The organism is Canibacter oris, from assembly GCF_014197205.1.
Classification (GTDB): domain Bacteria; phylum Actinomycetota; class Actinomycetes; order Actinomycetales; family Microbacteriaceae; genus Canibacter; species Canibacter oris.
The window spans coordinates 29,073-44,656 of the sequence record NZ_JACIFD010000010.1; the positions used below are offsets into that span (position 1 = coordinate 29,073).

General features: G+C 59.3%; 17 protein-coding genes. 12 read left to right on the plus strand and 5 right to left on the minus strand.

The genetic code is table 11. The features are described 5' to 3' along the window. Positions 1–44: 44 nt before the first annotated feature. On the minus strand, positions 45–263 hold the full coding sequence (locus F5897_RS05560) for a DUF4177 domain-containing protein (protein ID WP_124824910.1): 219 nt from the start codon (positions 261–263) through the stop codon (positions 45–47). A gap of 200 nt (positions 264–463) precedes the next feature. On the opposite strand from F5897_RS05560, the gene F5897_RS05565 reads away from it, so the two are divergent. Next, on the plus strand, positions 464–1,045 hold the full coding sequence (locus F5897_RS05565) for a phosphorylase family protein (protein ID WP_183304796.1): 582 nt from the start codon (positions 464–466) through the stop codon (positions 1,043–1,045). Between the two features lie 137 nt (positions 1,046–1,182). On the opposite strand, the gene F5897_RS05570 is transcribed toward F5897_RS05565, so the two are convergent. From F5897_RS05570 to F5897_RS05580, 3 genes are read right to left on the minus strand one after another with little or no spacing between them, the layout of a single operon-like run. Beyond that, positions 1,183–1,506, minus strand: a complete 324-nt coding sequence (locus F5897_RS05570) for a thiamine-binding protein (protein ID WP_124824908.1) — start codon at positions 1,504–1,506, stop codon at positions 1,183–1,185. After that, positions 1,503–2,168: a cysteine hydrolase family protein gene (locus F5897_RS05575; protein ID WP_183304797.1), complete on the minus strand. Its 666-nt coding sequence runs from the start codon at positions 2,166–2,168 to the stop codon at positions 1,503–1,505. Before F5897_RS05575 ends, F5897_RS05570 begins: the two co-directional genes overlap by 4 nt. Next, positions 2,165–3,634, minus strand: a complete 1,470-nt coding sequence (locus F5897_RS05580) for a cytosine permease (RefSeq protein ID WP_183304798.1) — start codon at positions 3,632–3,634, stop codon at positions 2,165–2,167. The genes F5897_RS05575 and F5897_RS05580 overlap by 4 nt, the downstream gene beginning before the upstream one ends. A gap of 287 nt (positions 3,635–3,921) precedes the next feature. On the opposite strand from F5897_RS05580, the gene F5897_RS05585 reads away from it, so the two are divergent. The 4 genes from F5897_RS05585 to F5897_RS05600 all read left to right on the plus strand — a co-directional run bounded on the left by F5897_RS05585 (position 3,922) and on the right by F5897_RS05600 (position 7,735). Next, positions 3,922–4,863, plus strand: coding sequence for a 1-phosphofructokinase family hexose kinase (locus tag F5897_RS05585; RefSeq protein WP_183304799.1), 942 nt, complete (start codon positions 3,922–3,924; stop codon positions 4,861–4,863). A 53-nt stretch (positions 4,864–4,916) separates the two neighbouring features. Further along, entirely contained in the window at positions 4,917–6,149 is a 1,233-nt protein-coding gene (gene nagA / locus F5897_RS05590; RefSeq protein WP_183304800.1) for an N-acetylglucosamine-6-phosphate deacetylase, read from the plus strand. 88 nt (positions 6,150–6,237) lie between these two features. After that, on the plus strand, positions 6,238–6,993 hold the full coding sequence (locus tag F5897_RS05595; RefSeq protein ID WP_183304801.1) for an alpha/beta hydrolase: 756 nt from the start codon (positions 6,238–6,240) through the stop codon (positions 6,991–6,993). 10 nt (positions 6,994–7,003) lie between these two features. Continuing rightward, the gene (locus tag F5897_RS05600; RefSeq protein WP_183304802.1) at positions 7,004–7,735 is read left to right on the plus strand and encodes a glutamine amidotransferase; all 732 of its coding nucleotides are present in this window, start codon (positions 7,004–7,006) and stop codon (positions 7,733–7,735) included. Positions 7,736–7,871: 136 nt separating this feature from the next. On the opposite strand, the gene F5897_RS05605 is transcribed toward F5897_RS05600, so the two are convergent. Continuing rightward, entirely contained in the window at positions 7,872–8,399 is a 528-nt protein-coding gene (locus tag F5897_RS05605) for an Lrp/AsnC family transcriptional regulator (protein WP_183304803.1), read from the minus strand. 192 nt (positions 8,400–8,591) lie between these two features. Between F5897_RS05605 and F5897_RS05610 the strand changes: the two genes are divergently transcribed. The 7 genes from F5897_RS05610 to F5897_RS05640 are packed head-to-tail and all read left to right on the plus strand — an operon-like array spanning position 8,592 to position 15,488. Then, on the plus strand, positions 8,592–10,169 hold the full coding sequence (locus tag F5897_RS05610; protein ID WP_183304804.1) for an ABC transporter substrate-binding protein: 1,578 nt from the start codon (positions 8,592–8,594) through the stop codon (positions 10,167–10,169). A 16-nt stretch (positions 10,170–10,185) separates the two neighbouring features. Beyond that, positions 10,186–11,244, plus strand: coding sequence for an ABC transporter permease subunit (locus F5897_RS05615; protein WP_183304805.1), 1,059 nt, complete (start codon positions 10,186–10,188; stop codon positions 11,242–11,244). Then, positions 11,241–12,122, plus strand: coding sequence for an ABC transporter permease (locus F5897_RS05620; protein ID WP_124824898.1), 882 nt, complete (start codon positions 11,241–11,243; stop codon positions 12,120–12,122). The genes F5897_RS05615 and F5897_RS05620 overlap by 4 nt, the downstream gene beginning before the upstream one ends. Further along, the gene (locus tag F5897_RS05625; protein WP_124824897.1) at positions 12,123–13,061 is read left to right on the plus strand and encodes an ABC transporter ATP-binding protein; all 939 of its coding nucleotides are present in this window, start codon (positions 12,123–12,125) and stop codon (positions 13,059–13,061) included. Next, complete coding sequence (locus tag F5897_RS05630) at positions 13,054–13,860, plus strand: ABC transporter ATP-binding protein (RefSeq protein ID WP_124824896.1); 807 nt, start codon at positions 13,054–13,056, stop codon at positions 13,858–13,860. The genes F5897_RS05625 and F5897_RS05630 overlap by 8 nt, the downstream gene beginning before the upstream one ends. Continuing rightward, positions 13,857–15,152: a metal-dependent hydrolase family protein gene (locus F5897_RS05635; protein ID WP_183304806.1), complete on the plus strand. Its 1,296-nt coding sequence runs from the start codon at positions 13,857–13,859 to the stop codon at positions 15,150–15,152. Before F5897_RS05630 ends, F5897_RS05635 begins: the two co-directional genes overlap by 4 nt. A gap of 21 nt (positions 15,153–15,173) precedes the next feature. Then, positions 15,174–15,488, plus strand: a complete 315-nt coding sequence (locus F5897_RS05640) for a hypothetical protein (RefSeq protein ID WP_124824894.1) — start codon at positions 15,174–15,176, stop codon at positions 15,486–15,488. Positions 15,489–15,584 lie beyond the last annotated feature (96 nt).

A 15,584-nucleotide genomic window follows, 5' to 3' on the forward strand; every position in this document is an offset into this window, starting at 1 on the left:
CGCCCGGTTTTGGATGTTCCGGGCTTTGCTGCTCGGTAGACACTTTAGATGCGTTCGAAAACCATTGTTGCTTGAATCCGATCGCCGCCAGCGAATCCTTTCGTGCCTCCGGACGCAGTGGTTATAGTGTGTAAGCGATACCCTTTCGCAGCTTGTTCATTAATCACATTTTCCAGTTCGCCTAAGTTGCCGGACCCGGCAGATAAGAATTTTTCTTTTAGCACAACCTGCAACACTACATATGGTTTGTCTGAGTTTGACATCTTTGGTGTCTCCTTTGAACGTTGGTCATTAGTTTCGAGAAGGTATGCTCTGTCAATGAGACATTCCCTTACAAAACTTAATTTAGCACAGTGAAAAACAGTGAAAAACGCGTAAAAATAACGTTTTTATTTTAAGTTTTATTTGTGGTTGTAGATAACGCAGAGCCAGATTGCAGGCAGGTGCGCTAGACTGGGCAATCGTGACAGCACAAGCTAAAGAACTCCTGGTTTTCGCGCATGCCGACGAGGCGAGTGCCTTCGGTGACGTGCCGCACCTGATCACCGGTGTCGGCAAAGTTAATGCGGCAACCGCTCTCGCAGCCGAGCTTGCCACCGCATGGCAGCAGGAGGCGCCCTTCGAACAGATTACCGTGCTCGGCACCGCCGGTATTGTCGGAGACGCCCACGATTTAGACACCGTGGTTGAGGTCACCGGCGCCGTGCAGCACGACTTCTCGCTGCCTTCGCCGCTTTTGAAGTGTGGATCAGCCCTCACTGGTGAACATCTCACCGGCATTCCGACCGCGACCATCGCCACAGCCGACGTTTTCGTCCAAGACGACACACAACGGAGGCACATCGCCGAGCTCGGCGCCAGCCTGTGCGACATGGAGGTGTACGCCTACCTGAAAACCGCCGAGGTTTTCCACACCCCAATCCGAGTTTTTAAAGTGCCGAGCGACTTTGCCGACAGCTCCACAACCCAGGAGCAGTGGGACGACATTGTGGCGCTGAAAAGCCAGCAGCTGCGCCAGTTCTACAACACCCACCTCGCTGCCTAGCAGGCGCCGGAGACGCGGCAGATAAGACGGCTGTGCGCGAGCAGAGTTAGGTTGTGTGCGGGGCGCGGGTGGAGACCCGGCTAGGCCGTGTGCGTCCATCACGCTGGGTGGCGGTACCGTCCGGCAGCCAGCAGCAGCTAGGAAATTTCGTCGATGGCGCGCTCTAGCCGCTCCAGCTTGCCGGTAATCTCGCCCTCATAACCGGGGCGAATATCCGCCTTCATCACCAGCGACACCCGCGATCCGTATGGCAGCACCACCTCGGTGGCGCGCTTGATAACCGCCATCACCTCGTCCCACTCGCCCTCAATCTCAGTAAACATCGAGCTGGTGCGGTGCGGCAAACCACTCTCGCGCACCACCTTCACCGCCTGCGCGACCGCGTCAGAAACCGAGCCGCCGGCCTTCTCGGGGCGCCCCGGCGCGGGCCCGCTGGGCGCGATAGAAAACGCGATAATCATCCTTGCATCCCTTCATTTTCACCAGCTAGCTCAGCTTTCGGCTCACCGCCCGGCTCAGCATTCTGGCCGTCACGGCGTGCGGCGTCGAGCTCGGCGCGCAGTTCGGCACTAGACACCAGCCGCGCCATCGGTTCATAAAGCTCCAAAACCTGTAGCGCTGCGGCATTATTTGCGGCGGTGGATCCAGCAACCGCATCCCGCACAACCGTGACGTAGCAGCCATCATCAAGCGCCGGCAAAACCGTTGAAATCACACAGCAGTCGGTTGCAACCCCGGTGACGACGAGCTCCGGTGTGCCGGCAGCCAGGTTGGCGGTGACGAGCCGCTTGAGCGTTTCCCCCCATTTACCGAACTTCGGGGTGTCAAGCAGCTGCGCCCCGGTCGCCGCAGCGAGCGCGGCTGCCTCCGGAGTGAGGTCAAACAGGGGATCCGTTGCGGGTCGATCCGCAAACTCCCAGGTCTGAAAATAGGTACCCCAGCTGGTGTTGCGGGGTGCGGTGGGCAGCCACCTGGTTATCACGATCCGCCCCGGAAACAGGGGAGCGAGCTCCGCGATCCGCCCCCAAGCATCCGCAAAAAACGGTGAACCCCAGGGTGAGTCAGTCGCCGCAAAAATGTTTTGCGGATCGACGATTACCAGCCAGCGGTTGTGAGGATTCATGATTGTGCTTCTTGGCGGCGAATCTTCCCGGCGCGGGCGAAGTAGGTTACCAGGAAGCTAAATACCAGAGCAAACAGAATGCCGAGGTTAGCGTAACCCCAATCGCCTTCCCAGTAGCCCTCGGCTTCATTGTAGAATGCCAGTCGCAGCGGCTCCATCAGGTAGCCCTGCCACGGCAGATTCACAACCATGCCCCAGCCCACAGCAATCGCGGTGACGAAGGTGCCCAGAGAAATCCAGTCGAAGGCGCCGTAGCGACCCTGCGGGTCAAACAGCTCGGCATCGGCGTATTCCCGCTTGCGGCGCAGGGTGTCTGCAATCATGATGCCAGCCCATGCAGCCAGCGGCACCCCGAGGGTCAGCAGGAACGACTCGAACGGGCCCTTAAAGTCTGGCGCAAAGAACACCACGTAAATGGTGCCGATGGTCAAGAGCAGGCCGTCAATGCCCGCAGCAACCGGGCGTGGCAACTTAATACCGAGGCTCAGCAGGGTGAGACCGGAAGAGTAAATACCGAGCACCGCACCAGAAATCAGGCTGAGCACCGCGGTGAGCCAGAATGGAATCAGCGCCCAGCTCGGTAGCAGCAGTGTCAGTGCGCCTACAGGATCGCTGCCAATCTTGTCTAGTAGGCTGCTGTCGCTGCCAGCCAGCAGCAAGCCAGCAACCACCAGCAGCACCGGGGCGCTTGCGCCTCCCAGAGTGTTCCAGAACACGATGGAACGGTCGGAGGCGGTGCGGCTCTGGTAGCGTGACCAGTCTGCGGAGATGTTGATCCACCCCAGCCCAAAACCGGTGAGCACCATCGCGAAAGCACCCAGCGTTTGCCCGAGGCTGCCGTGCGGAATGCTGAAAACCGCGGCGAAATTAACGCTTGGTAGCACCAGTGCCAAGAACAGTAGCGTCATGATGCCGGTCGCCCAGGTCAGAATTGACTGCAGCTTCATGATGGTGTGGTAGCCCAGCACCGAAGCCGTAACAATCAAAGCCGCGATTACTCCGGAGGCTAGAATCTTCAGTTCAGTGCCAACACCGACCCCGAGCGCCTCAAACACAGTAGCGGTTGCCAAAACCGCGAGAATTGCAAGGATTGTTTCCCAGCCAATTGAAACTATCCAGCTAATGATGCCGGGTAGTTTCTGACCGTGCACCCCGAAAGCAGCGCGGCTGAGTACCATGGTGGGGGCGGATCCACGCTTACCTGCGATTGCCACCAGCCCGCACAAGATGAATGAGATGATTGCGCCAGCGATACCTACGATGGTTGCCTGTACGAAACTGATGCCGAAGCCGAGAATCCAGGTGCCGTAGCTCATGCCAAAAACTGAAATATTAGCTGCGAACCAAGGCCAAAAAAGATCTCGCGGGTGTGCTGTGCGGTCAGTCTCGGCCACCACCTCAATGCCCTGACGTTCCAAAACTAAAGCAGAGGTGGAGGTGCCCCGCCTCGCAGCGTTATCTGTCACTTGAGTACTCCATTGATGCTGTCAGATAGATGTGCAAAGTAGCATATTAAGCAAACTGCAGCATATGCTTAGACAATATTGTACTGTTAGATAGCAGCGGTTGGGGAATGGTCGAGGATTGGTCTGGTGAAACGCGAAGGGTCGCAACTGGGAACCGGGACCGGTCGCTTGTGGATATAATCAGCAGTAGAAATCTTACTCCGGCAGCATAATTTATAGCATGCTGTGTGTGATTAACACCAGGATTCGGTCGCTGCCGGCCGTACAACTTCACGGAAGAAAACACCATGATTCTCACTTTTACCCCAAACCCAGTGCTCGATATCACCTATCACGTGCCCGAGCTGCAGCTTGGAGAGACACATCGGGTGCGGGAGCCAATCAGCCTGCCGGGCGGTAAAGCGGTAAACGTGACGCGGATTCTTGCGGCAGCGCAGCAGGAAGTAACCCAGATTTTGCCTCTTGGCGGTGCCACCGGGAAGCAGGTTGAGGATTCTCTTAATTCGTTGCATGTGCCTTTTCAAACAGTGCCAGTTGCCGGAGAAACCCGTCGCGCAGTGGTGCTGGTAACCGATACCGAGACCACCAACATCAATGAGGTCGGCAACCCTTACAGTAAAGCCGAGTGGAAGGTGTTGGAAGAAACGGTTATCGCGGCCATGCAAAACGCGAAGGTGTTTGTTTTAAGCGGTTCTTTGCCGCCGCAAACTCCGGCAGATATGGTCACCAAACTGGTGCAGGCTGCGCAGGAGCTGAAGGTGCACACAATCGTCGACGTCAGCGGCCCGGCGCTGCTGGATGCGGCACGTGCCGGCGCCGAAATGCTGAAACCAAACGCCCGCGAGCTGGCGGAAGCGACCGGTCTCTCTGACCCGCTTGAGGGCGCGCAAAAACTGCTGCAGCTCGGGGCTGAAATGGTGCTGGTGTCGCTCGGCGCCGACGGTATGATGGCGGTGACTAAAAACGGCTATCGCCACGCCAAGCTGGGATATGTGATTCAGGGTAACACCACCGGTGCAGGAGATGCCGCGGTGGCAGCCTGCGCCCGCAAGTTTCTAGCGCAACCGAGCCCGCTGCAAGACGAAGCCGTGTTGCAAGCCATGCTGCACGACGCTGTGGCTTGGTCTGCTGCGGCGGTGCAGGCAGAAGTGGCCGGCGAAATCGTAGTCACCCCCGAAATTGAGGCCGCGGTCACTGTGGGTGCAAACCAGCCGCTACTTGCCGCATAATTGATTGCGTAAGCAGCACGCGGTGCAAAGCAGATAGCGAAAGAGGGCTGAAGATGGCAGTAGTGTTGGCGGGGCAGCTGTATTGTGACTTGCTGCCGCAAGATTCGCGCGCCAGCCGTGATGAACCGCTGCGCAACGCCTGGCTGCAAGTGGTCGACGGAAAAATCCAGGCAATCGGGGTCGGCACCCCGCCCGCAGCAGACACCGTGGTTGATTTCAGCGACGCCATTGTCGCACCGGCTTTTATTGACATGCACGTGCACGGCGGTGGCGGTCACGCCTTTGACGAAATTGCAGCTGCGGTGGATCGCGCCGCCGTGGCTTCCCGTATCGCTGCTGCACACCAGCAGGGCGGCACCCAAAAGCTGATTGTGTCTCTGGTTACCGCCAACCTTGAGGCCCTGTGCGACAGAGCCCGAGCATCAGCTGAGCTGTGCGCCAGCGATGACCGTTTCGTGGGGATTCACCTGGAGGGTCCGTTTCTAGCTCCCGAAAGGCGGGGAGCGCATGATCCACAGCTCCTGTGTCACCCCACCCCGGAAGTTATCTCGCAGCTGCTTGAGGCGTGTGGCGGGTATCTGAAACAGATTACGATAGCGCCCGAACTGCCTGGCGCCATGGCCGCCATTAAACAGCTTGTAGCCGCCGGGGTGCGGGTCGCTGTTGGCCACAGCGAATGCGACTACCGCACCGCAGCCGCGGCTTTCGGTGCCGGTGCCACGATTTTGACGCACGCGTTTAACGCGATGCCGGGGCTGCAACATCGCGCGCCCGGACCGGTGGCGGCAGCGTTTGACACCCCGGAGGTCACCTTGGAGGTGATAGCAGACGGCGAACACGTCGACCCGCGCATGGTGCGACTGCTGTTTGAAAATGCGCCGGGTCGTGTGGCCCTGATATCAGACGCGATGGCTGCCGCAGGTATGCCTGACGGGGAATATGTGCTTGGTGCGCTGCCTGTCCAGGTGCAGCACGGTCTACCGCGGCTGCTTAACGCTGACGGCAGCCCGGGAAGTATCGCCGGCTCGACCCTGCGGCTGCTGAGCGCTGTGAATAACGTGACCGCTTGGGGCGTGCCGCTTGGGGCGGCGCTCGCGGCGGTAACCAGCGTGCCGGCGGCGGCGCTCGGCATCGAGCACGAAGCGGGGCGCTTGCGGCCGGGAATGTCGGCACAGCTGACCGTGCTGGCCCCCGGGGCTGCCGCGGTACCCGCGGCCGGTGCGGGTACGGGTGGGGCGGGCGGATCCACCCTCAGCCTCAAAGCGCTGTGGAACGGCGTGGAATAAGCGGCACAGTGGGTTGCCTGGTGCCGCGATTGCTGTGGCTCAGCACCCGGACGTGTGACACAATAAAAGTGCGAGAAGCGAGGGAACAATGAGCGATTTAAGTTTGAACCCGGCTCACATGCAGTGGGCTGTTGCAGGGCAGCCGGCCTCACAACCGCACGCTTTGGCGGCGCTCACCGCAGGGCAGCCTTTGCTGATTTTGATGCACGGCCTGGGCTCACACGAGGGCGACCTAATTCAGCTGGCGCCGCTACTGCCAACACCGTTCGTGTGCGTCAGCCCCCGGGCGCCACTGCCAGCATATCCGCCGCACGACGGCTACTCATGGTTTCCACTGTCGCTACAGCCGCAGGGAGTCACCCCGCAGCAGGCGGAACATAACGCGGTGCTGGCGGCGCGAAGCGTGTGGAGGTGGATCGCCGAGCTGCGGGAAACGCTCGGCGCAGCACCACGGCAGATTGCGTTGCTGGGATTCTCACAGGGCGGGGTAATGGTGACATCACTGCTGCGCCTGCACCCGGAGGCGTTTCTTGCGGGGGTGAACTGCTCCGGTTTTGTGGCTCCGGAAGCGCTGCCGACAGACACCGAGCTGGAACGGGTGCGGCCGCTGCTTTTCTGGGGGCGCGACAGCGCTGACCCGGTGATCAGCCAGGAGGCGATGGCGATGACCGCGCGCTGGGCGGAGCGATACACAACCCTCACAAGCCGCGAATACCCGGGCATCGAGCACAGTATTTCGAGGGCAGAGGTGGAGGACATCCGCGACTTCCTGCAGCAGGCGCTAGATGCTGCCGAACTGCAATATACTGCAACAAACTATTGCTCTAAGCTGAAAACCGAGTAGGCTCGAAAACATGAAGCCATTTCTGTTGATAACCAGTCGCGACGACGACGCAGTTGTGCTGCCGGAAGTTGAATCATACCGCCAGCTCACCGGTCTGCGTGACGACGAGATGGTATGGCACCGTGCCGAGCAACGGTCTCTCAGCGGAGTTGACCCGAGCCTCTATTCGGGCATCATTTTGGCGGGGTCGCCGTTTACCGTGAGCGTGCCTGACCACCTCAAAAGTGCCGCAGAGAAGCGCGTCGAGGCGGAGTTGGCGCAACTGCTTGACACCGTGGTTGCACTTGATTCACCGTTCTTAGGGATCTGCTACGGTGTCGGAACCCTAGGCAGACATCAGGGAGCGGTGGTGGATCAGCAGCACGGCGAAAAAACCCAAGCAACCCTTGTGCGGCAAACGGCAGCCGGCAAAATCGATAAGCTCTTTGCAGAGCTCCCCACCGAGTTCCATGCTTACGTAGGCCACAAAGAAGCTTTAAGCCAGGTTCCAGATCATATTGCGGTGCTCGCAACCAGTGATAACTGTCCGGTACAGGCGTTTCGGATTGGCGCCAATGTTTACGCGACGCAGTTTCACCCAGAGCTGGATGCGCCAGCGCTAGTTGGGCGGATCCGCGCCTATGCAAATCACGGTTATTTTGACCCGGCAGAAATGGAAGATTTGATTGCCGCGGTGCAGGGTGTTGATGTGCGCGCCAGCCATTTGGTGCTGGGGCGGTTTATTGAGGAGTACGCGCGCTAGCGTTGCTGCGCGGGCGCTGGCCGCATGGCGTGTTAGTTGCGCGGGCGCTGGCCGCATGGCGTGTTAGTTGCGGGGGCCTGGCGAGCCTGCGGGGTGCAGCAGGGTCAGCTTGCCGGGTGCAGCAGGGGATGGCCGCTTAGCGGGTGCGGATAAACCGGGTCATGCCGGAAGAGTTGAGGCGCAGCGCGCCAAGGGCCGCGTTTTGCATGCTCTCCTCAATGTCTACCCGCGACCAGCCCTCATCCATGACGAAAACCGTCTCGGTTGCCTTGATGACGCTCCACTTAGAAATGGTGCTGGTGACGAGTTTGTGCACTCCGGCAACGCTTGCGGTACGAACCAGCAGCATGCAATCGTATTTGCCGGTGATGACCGCGAAATACTCCAACTCCGGCAGCTCGTGCAGCTGCTCGCGAAATTCTTCCCAGCGGTTTTGATCGAGCGAAACGAAAATTAGCGCGGCGACTCCAACACCGGCGGCGTTGAAATCGATTGCGATGGTGGAGCCGGTGATAACCCCCGCTTTTTGCATCGCTTCAAAGCGTTGGTAGGCGTTGGAGCGAGAGATTTTCAGCTTTTCCGCGAGCGCCGCAATTGATAGCCGGGCATCCTGGCGCAGTAAATCGAGCATTTTGATGTGGGTGTCATCGAGTTGCATTGTCATTCTTTCCAGAAAATCTTAGAGTTGTCTTTACTTCTTGGAACTTATTGCGTTATAAGCGCTATAAAACGGATAAATTGTATCTATTTTAGCTTTTTTGTGGCAACTATATCGCTTCCTTGGTAATTTTAAGGATAATCCGTGGATCCCTCTGCGGATGGTGCTTTCCAAACTGCTAAGTGATGGGAGAAATCGATGAAGTTTTCTTTGAAACGCGCGTTGGCTGTGGTCGGCGCGGTGACCGCTGCGAGCCTGACACTAACGGCTTGCGCGGGCGGTGCGAACTCTGGGGGTGAGCAGGCAGCAAGCGCCAAATCACTTGTTGTTGATGCCTCATTCGACCTCAAGACCGCAGACCCAAACCGCTCTTATGAGACAACAGGGCAGATCATTGCGAAAGCTATGTATGAAACCCTGCTGACCTTTGAGGGTTCAGACGTCACCACCCCTGTCGACGGACTGGCAAGCTACACCATGAACGAAGACAACACCGTGATGACGCTCACCATGAAAGAGGGAAACGTCTTCTCTGACGGCACCCCGATCACCGTTGACGATGCGGTGTTCTCGCTACAGCGTTTGCAGGGTGTGAAGGGCAACCCGTCATTCCTGCTGGAGGGCCTCACCATTGCGAAGGTCGACGACAAAACCCTGACTATCACCAGTCCAGAGCCGAAGCCAGAGCTGCCGTTCATCCTGCCAAACGGGGCGCTCAGCGTGGTTAATAAAGCGGTTGTTGAAGCAAACGGGGGCACAACCGATGAGAGCGATGCGGCGGAAGCTTTCCTCAACAAAGAGTCTGCCGGCTCTGGTCCGTACGTTTTGGAGTCATTCGATGCGGCTAAACAGGTTGTGCTGACCGCTAACGAAAACTACAAGGGTGCCAAGCCAGCCTACGAGCGAATCGTGCTGCGCAACGTTGAGGGCCCAACGCAGAAGCTGAACATCGAAAAGGGTGAGTCGCAGGTGGCGCTTGATCTGAACCCGGATCAGGTGGCGGAGCTGGCTAACGCCGATGTGAACATTGTCAGTAACGCTTCGCGCTACATGATTTTCTTCTTCCTGAACCAGAATTCTGGCGTCAATAAGTGGACCAGCAATCCAGACTTCCTGAAGGCTGTGAAACTCGGTGTCGATTACGACAAGATTGTGGCGCTTGCCGGTGAGGGCGCGGTGCGCCCGGGCGGGCCGATCCCTTCCATCTTCGTGGGAGCCCTAGACTCTGCAGCTGGTAACCAGCGTGACGTTGCGGCAGCGAAGGCAGCCCTGGCAGCCTCTGGCTACAACGGTGAACCGGTAACGCTGAACTTCCCGAACGACATCACCGTGCAGGGGCTGTCATTCACCAGCATCGCCGAAAGCCTGCAAGCCCAGCTGGCAGAGGTGGGGATCACCGTAGAGCTGGCTCCGGCTCCGGTGGCTACCGAGCTTGACGCTTACCGTGGCGGCACCGAAACCATCGGGCTGTGGTACTGGGGCCCAGACTTCCCACACCCAAGCAACTACCTGGTGTTCTCACCTGGCAAGCTGGTGGGGCTGCGGGCCGGCTGGGAAGCAACCGCTGATGTGAAGGCGGCTGAGCTTGCTGCCGCAGCGCAGAGCGCGAGCGACGCTGACCGTGAAGCAGCGTTCCAAGAGTGGCAGAGCTACCAGAACGAAACCGGTCCGTTCATTCCGCTGCTGCAGCCAGCCCAGAGCGTAGTCACCAGTCCGCACATCAAAGATGTGGTAACTAACCCGATTTGGACAATCGACCTTGCGCTCATCAACTAACACAGTTGCGCTCGAGGTGCTAGAGCGCACACCGCCACAGCGCCGCCGCGGTATTCCGCCGCTGCTTCGCTACATCGGTGTGCGCCTAGTCATCTCGGTGCTTTTGGTTTTCGGGGTGACCCTGGTCACCTTCTCCCTGACTAACCTGGTGCCAGCTGATCCGGTGCAGGCGGCGCTGGGGGAGCAGGCCGCTGCCGATCCAGAAATTGTGGCAAAATTCAGGGCGGATCGCGGTTTGGATCAGCCCCTGCCAGTGCAGTACGCAACCTACGTTGGCAAGCTCCTGCAGGGAGACCTCGGCGAGTCTAACCAGACCCGGCAGCCGGTGGCCGAAGAGCTCGCAGAAGCCTTCCCGGCAACCATTGAGCTAGCGGTCGCGGCGATTCTGTGGTCGGCGCTGGTAGGTGTCGGGCTCGGCCTGTGGGCGGCGCTGCGACGTCGGCGCCTCGCCGACCAGATTATTCGGGTAGTAAGCCTCATCGGGCTGTCGTGGCCGACCTTCTGGCTGGCGCTCGTGGTTTACTACGTGTTCTTCTCGGTGCTCGGCATCTTCCCGGGCGCGGGGCGCCTCAGCCCGATTCTGATTCCGCCCCCGCACGTCACCGGAATGTACACTGTCGACGCACTGCTGGCGGGCCAGTTGGAAGTTTTTTGGGATGCGGTTTACCACCTGGTGCTGCCAGCATCGGTTTTGGCGCTCTACACCGTCGGGCTGCTAACCAGGTTTGCGCGATCCGCAGTGCTTGAAGTGCTCGATTTAGACTTTGTGAAAGCTGCCCGCGCCAAGGGCCTGCCGAAGCGCACCGTCACTTTTGTTTACGTGCTGCGCGCGGCAACTGTGCCGATTATCACCGTGATCGGTTTGGCGTTCGGCTCGCTGCTGTCGGGCACCGTGCTGGTGGAGAAAGTCTACAGTTGGAATGGTATCGGCCAGTACTCTTTCACCGCTGCAACCAGGCTGGATTTGCCAGCAATTATGGGTGTTGGTTTAATCGTGGGCATCGTCTACATCGGCTTGAATTTCCTGGTGGACGTGCTCTACGGTGTGATTGATCCGCGAGTGAGGCTGTCATGACTGACGTGTTAGCGCAGCACAGTAAACGCCGCCGCAGGTTGCGGGTGCCGGATGCTTTCCGTACCCCGCTGGCGATTACCGGCGCAGTAATTATCGCGTTTTGGATCGTGGTAATCATCTTTGTGCCGGTACTTGCGCCGTTTGATCCACTGGCACAAAATTTTGCGCGATTACAGCCGCCAAGCGCCGAAAACTTTTTTGGCACGGATCACGTTGGCCGCGACGTATTTAGCCGGGTGCTGTACGGCAGCCGAGTGTCGCTGCCGCTGGCGCTGGGACTGGTGCTGACGGCGATGTGTGTGGGCGGCCTGTTGGGTGCGATTGCGGGATATTTCGGTAAAGCCGTTGATGAAATAATTATGCGGATCGCAGACCTGGTGTTTGCCTTCCCGACGATTATCCTGGCGATGGTGATTACCGCGGCGCTCGGGCCGAGCCTCACCAACGCGGTGATTGCGATGCTGATTGTGACCTGGCCGGCGTACGCGCGTGTGACACGGTCGCTGGTTGTTAGCGCCCGCAAACAAGAGTATGTGGTTGCGGGACGGCTGCTGGGCGCAGGGGCTTTTACCTCGCTGCGTCGCGATGTGCTCCCGAACGTGTTGGCGCCGGTTTTTGTGCTCGCAATGCTGGATGTTGGCACTGCCATCCTGCTGCTCGCGGGGCTATCGTTTTTGGGGCTCGGCGCGGTGCCGCCGACACCTGACTGGGGCGCGATGGTTTCCGCCGGGGTTGAGCAGTTCTCCTCCTGGTGGTTGGCGGCGTTCCCGGGCCTGGCGATTTTTAGCGTGGTGATGGCGTTTAACTTTATCGGCGACTCACTGCGCGACTCACTTGATCCACGCACCCAAGACGCGGTGCAGGGGAGGGCGATGTAAATGAGTGCGCAGTTGCAACACGACCGTGCCGGTCTTACTATTCACGAGCTGCGGGTGCAGATTAACGGCCGGGAGATTATTAAGGGCATTAACCTGCGGCTGCAGCCGGGGCAGATTACCGGACTGGCGGGAGAATCGGGGTCTGGCAAATCAATGACCGGGCTGGCGATGTGCGGGCTGCTCCCGGAGGGCTCTGAGACCAGCGGAGAAATTCTGTTTCAGGGTAAAAACCTGTTACTGAACAGTGAAAAAGAGCAGAATAAGCTGCGCGGCAGCCACTTGGCGATGGTGTTCCAAGACCCGACAGCGAGTTTGCACCCGATGCTGAGCATTGGGCGGCAGCTCACAGATCATTTGCGGGTGCACACCGGGTGCAGCAAAAAAGCAGCGTGGCAGAAGGCGATTAAAACCCTGGAGCTGGTGCAGGTGCCGGAGCCAGAAATTGCGATGAAGAAGTACCCGCATCAGTTCTCCGGCGGTCAGCTGCAGCGCATCGCGATTGCGGTTGCGATTATTTGTGATCCCGAAATTCTGATTGCTGACGAACCGACAACCGCGCTGGATGTCACCGTGCAGGCCGGGGTGCTGCGGCTGCTGCGACGCCTGTGCGACGAGCTTGATTTAGCGGTGTTGCTGATTACACATGACCTCGGGGTGATGTCGAGTCTCGCCGAGCGCATCTCAGTGATGCGCGAGGGCGTGATTGTGGAAGAGGGTGAGCGTTTTGAGGTGCTGCGGCGGCCGCAACACCCCTACACCAGGGCGCTGGTGCAGGCGCTGCCGAACCACGAGCCATTCTTACCGGGAGCGGTGGAATCAACCAGCACCGAGGTGCTAACCGTGCAGCAGCTAAGCGGGAGCCAGCCGGCCGTAGCTGGTGTTTCGCCAGCAGCACCAGTGGTGGCGGCGAAGCAGCAGAAAGAAGGCGAAAATGACTAACCCCCTGCTGAGCATAGAAGACGTTAAAGTCGTCTATAAAATCCCTGGTGGCCGCCAAATCACCGCGGTCAAAGGCGTTAGCCTGCAGATGCAGCCCGCTACCGTGCTGGGATTGGTGGGTGAATCTGGCTGCGGCAAGTCTACCCTGGCGCGCGCCGTATGCGGGCTTGAAAAAATTGAGTCTGGGCAGATCCGCTTTAAAGGAATCCCGGTGACGCCGCTCGGCATGCGTAAACGCCCGGAGGAGCTGTTACGAGTGCAGATGGTGTTTCAAAACCCCTACGCCTCACTCAACCCGCGCCGCACCATCGGCAGTCAAATCGCTGACGGGTTGCGGGTGAACCCTCACAAAGACAGCTGGACAGTCGCTGATCTGCTGGCCCAGGTAGAGCTGCCCAGTGCGGTGCAATCACGTTACCCGCATCAGTTCTCGGGCGGGCAGCGGCAGCGGATCGCCATCGCCCGCGCCATCGCGGCCGGGCCGGAACTGCTAATCGGTGATGAACCCATCGCCTCCCTCGATGCCAGTTTGCAGGCGAAAGTGGCAACCCTGATGCGTAAACTCGCGCTGGAATCTGGAGCTTCGCTGCTGTTCATCAGTCACGACCTCGCGGTGGTGCGCATTATTGCAGATGAGATTGCGGTGATGCAGCGCGGGGAACTTGTCGAAACCGGCACTGCCGCGGCAGTCTGGGAGCAGCCACAAGCAGCCTACACGCAGCGCCTGCTCGCAGCGATTCCCGCGGTTGATGGGATGGGCACGCTGCCCGGGCACGAAATCGTGGAGGTGGCCCGATGACCGCTCACGCAGCGACCGCGGTGACTGCGGTGCCCGCACCGCACTCAGCGGCGCATCCTGAACATTCGGTGCAAACCACACACACCGTGCTGGTCGGAGCGCAGGTGTGGCAAGGCCCAGAGCGTGGCTTTCAGCAGCAAGACTTGATTTTCGCGGCCGGGCAGGTTGTGGATGGTGTGGGCGGATCCACCACCCGCCAGATACCCGCACACGACAAATGGATTATCCCGGGGTTAATTGATGCCCATTTTCATGCTTACGCGCACAGTCTGAACGGTATGGAAATCGAACGTGGGCCGCTCAGCTATGCCGCACTGAAAGGCGCCACACGGCTAGAGCGTGCGCTGCGCCGCGGCTTTACCACGGTGCGTGACGTTGCCGGCGGCGACATCGGGATCAGCAACGCGATTTCCCAGGAACTGTTTCCGGCGCCGCGGTATCTGTTTACTGGACCCGCGCTGAGTCAAACCGGCGGGCACGGTGATCCGCGCACCCAACACATTGACGTGTGCTTTTCACACGGGCATATGTGTCAGGTGGTAGACGGCGTAGACGCTCTGCTGGTAGCGGTGCGAGAGCGCCTGCGCACCGGGGCACACGCGATTAAAGTGATGACCTCAGGCGGCGTGTTTTCGCTCACCGATCCGATCAGAATCCCGCAGTATTCAGATGCAGAGCTGCAGGCCATCACCAGCGAAGCGCGCCGTCGCGGCAGTTACACCACGGCACACGCCTACTCCAGCGAGGCAGTGCTGCACTCCATCAATAACGGAGTTGAGTGCATTGAGCACGGTAACCTCATCGACAGTGCCACGGTTGCTGAGATGGCAGCGCGCGGCACCCACCTAGTGCCGACACTCGCCGCATATTATGCGATGGATCGGCGCGGCGAGGAACTCGGGCTGAACGCGATCTCCCTCGCTAAAAACCAAGAGGTGCTCGACCAGGGCAAAGTTGCGGCGCAGCTAGCGCTCGAGGCTGGCGTTATGGTGGGCTTCGGCACCGACCTCATGGGAGACCTGGAAGATGAGCAACTAACCGGGGTGCGGTTGCAAGTGGAAGCCCTGGGAGCTGCTGCGGCGCTGCACAGCATGACCGCGGCAAACGCCGCAATTCTGCGCGATCCTCGGCTCGGCAGTCTCGCCGCGGGCAGCTGCGCCGACGCGGTGGTGCTCACCGCAAACCCGCTGTGGGAACCAGATGCACTGTGGGAGCCGGATGCCCGCGCCGAAATTTATTTGCGCGGCGAGCCCGTGCTGACTCCACACACTCCACACCACCACACTCGGTAAACCAAACTGTGAAGGGAAAAGATGTACCGTTCAATTCTTGTGATTAAAACCAACCCGGAGCAGGCAGAAAAACTGCTGCAGCTGTATCGCGACGAAGAAATTTTGCTGGAGTCACTGCGCCTGACTCGGCAGGTCAGCAGCGATATTGCGGTTGCGGCAGACGGCAGCGGCGAAATTATTGTGACCGCTAATTGGCCCGATGCTGCCGGTTATCAGGAGTGGCTGGATCACCCTAACCGTGACCGACTAGCGCCAGAATTTGATGAAATCCTGGGCGGGGTCGAGGTTGGAATCGGACGACAGTATATTGTTGACCACCAGGTTAGCCGCGACTAAACCCAAAACTCCCTCTCAAGCAGAGGTGCGTTTTGCGTTGCCGCGCTGCAGCCTGTTACGCTACCGGTAAAAGCACAGAAGCTGAAAGACGGAGCG

Bases quoted from the DNA above. Each gene is read 5' to 3' on its own strand.
- F5897_RS05560 (WP_124824910.1), bottom strand. From the start codon at position 263: ATGTCAAACTCAGACAAACCATATGTAGTGTTGCAGGTTGTGCTAAAA.
- F5897_RS05570 (WP_124824908.1), bottom strand. From the start codon at position 1,506: ATGATTATCGCGTTTTCTATCGCGCCCAGCGGGCCCGCGCCGGGGCGC.
- F5897_RS05575 (WP_183304797.1), bottom strand. From the start codon at position 2,168: ATGAATCCTCACAACCGCTGGCTGGTAATCGTCGATCCGCAAAACATT.
- F5897_RS05585 (WP_183304799.1), top strand. From the start codon at position 3,922: ATGATTCTCACTTTTACCCCAAACCCAGTGCTCGATATCACCTATCAC.
- nagA (WP_183304800.1), top strand. From the start codon at position 4,917: ATGGCAGTAGTGTTGGCGGGGCAGCTGTATTGTGACTTGCTGCCGCAA.
- F5897_RS05595 (WP_183304801.1), top strand. From the start codon at position 6,238: ATGAGCGATTTAAGTTTGAACCCGGCTCACATGCAGTGGGCTGTTGCA.
- F5897_RS05600 (WP_183304802.1), top strand. From the start codon at position 7,004: ATGAAGCCATTTCTGTTGATAACCAGTCGCGACGACGACGCAGTTGTG.
- F5897_RS05605 (WP_183304803.1), bottom strand. From the start codon at position 8,399: ATGACAATGCAACTCGATGACACCCACATCAAAATGCTCGATTTACTG.
- F5897_RS05610 (WP_183304804.1), top strand. From the start codon at position 8,592: ATGAAGTTTTCTTTGAAACGCGCGTTGGCTGTGGTCGGCGCGGTGACC.
- F5897_RS05620 (WP_124824898.1), top strand. From the start codon at position 11,241: ATGACTGACGTGTTAGCGCAGCACAGTAAACGCCGCCGCAGGTTGCGG.
- F5897_RS05625 (WP_124824897.1), top strand. From the start codon at position 12,123: ATGAGTGCGCAGTTGCAACACGACCGTGCCGGTCTTACTATTCACGAG.
- F5897_RS05630 (WP_124824896.1), top strand. From the start codon at position 13,054: ATGACTAACCCCCTGCTGAGCATAGAAGACGTTAAAGTCGTCTATAAA.
- F5897_RS05635 (WP_183304806.1), top strand. From the start codon at position 13,857: ATGACCGCTCACGCAGCGACCGCGGTGACTGCGGTGCCCGCACCGCAC.
- F5897_RS05640 (WP_124824894.1), top strand. From the start codon at position 15,174: ATGTACCGTTCAATTCTTGTGATTAAAACCAACCCGGAGCAGGCAGAA.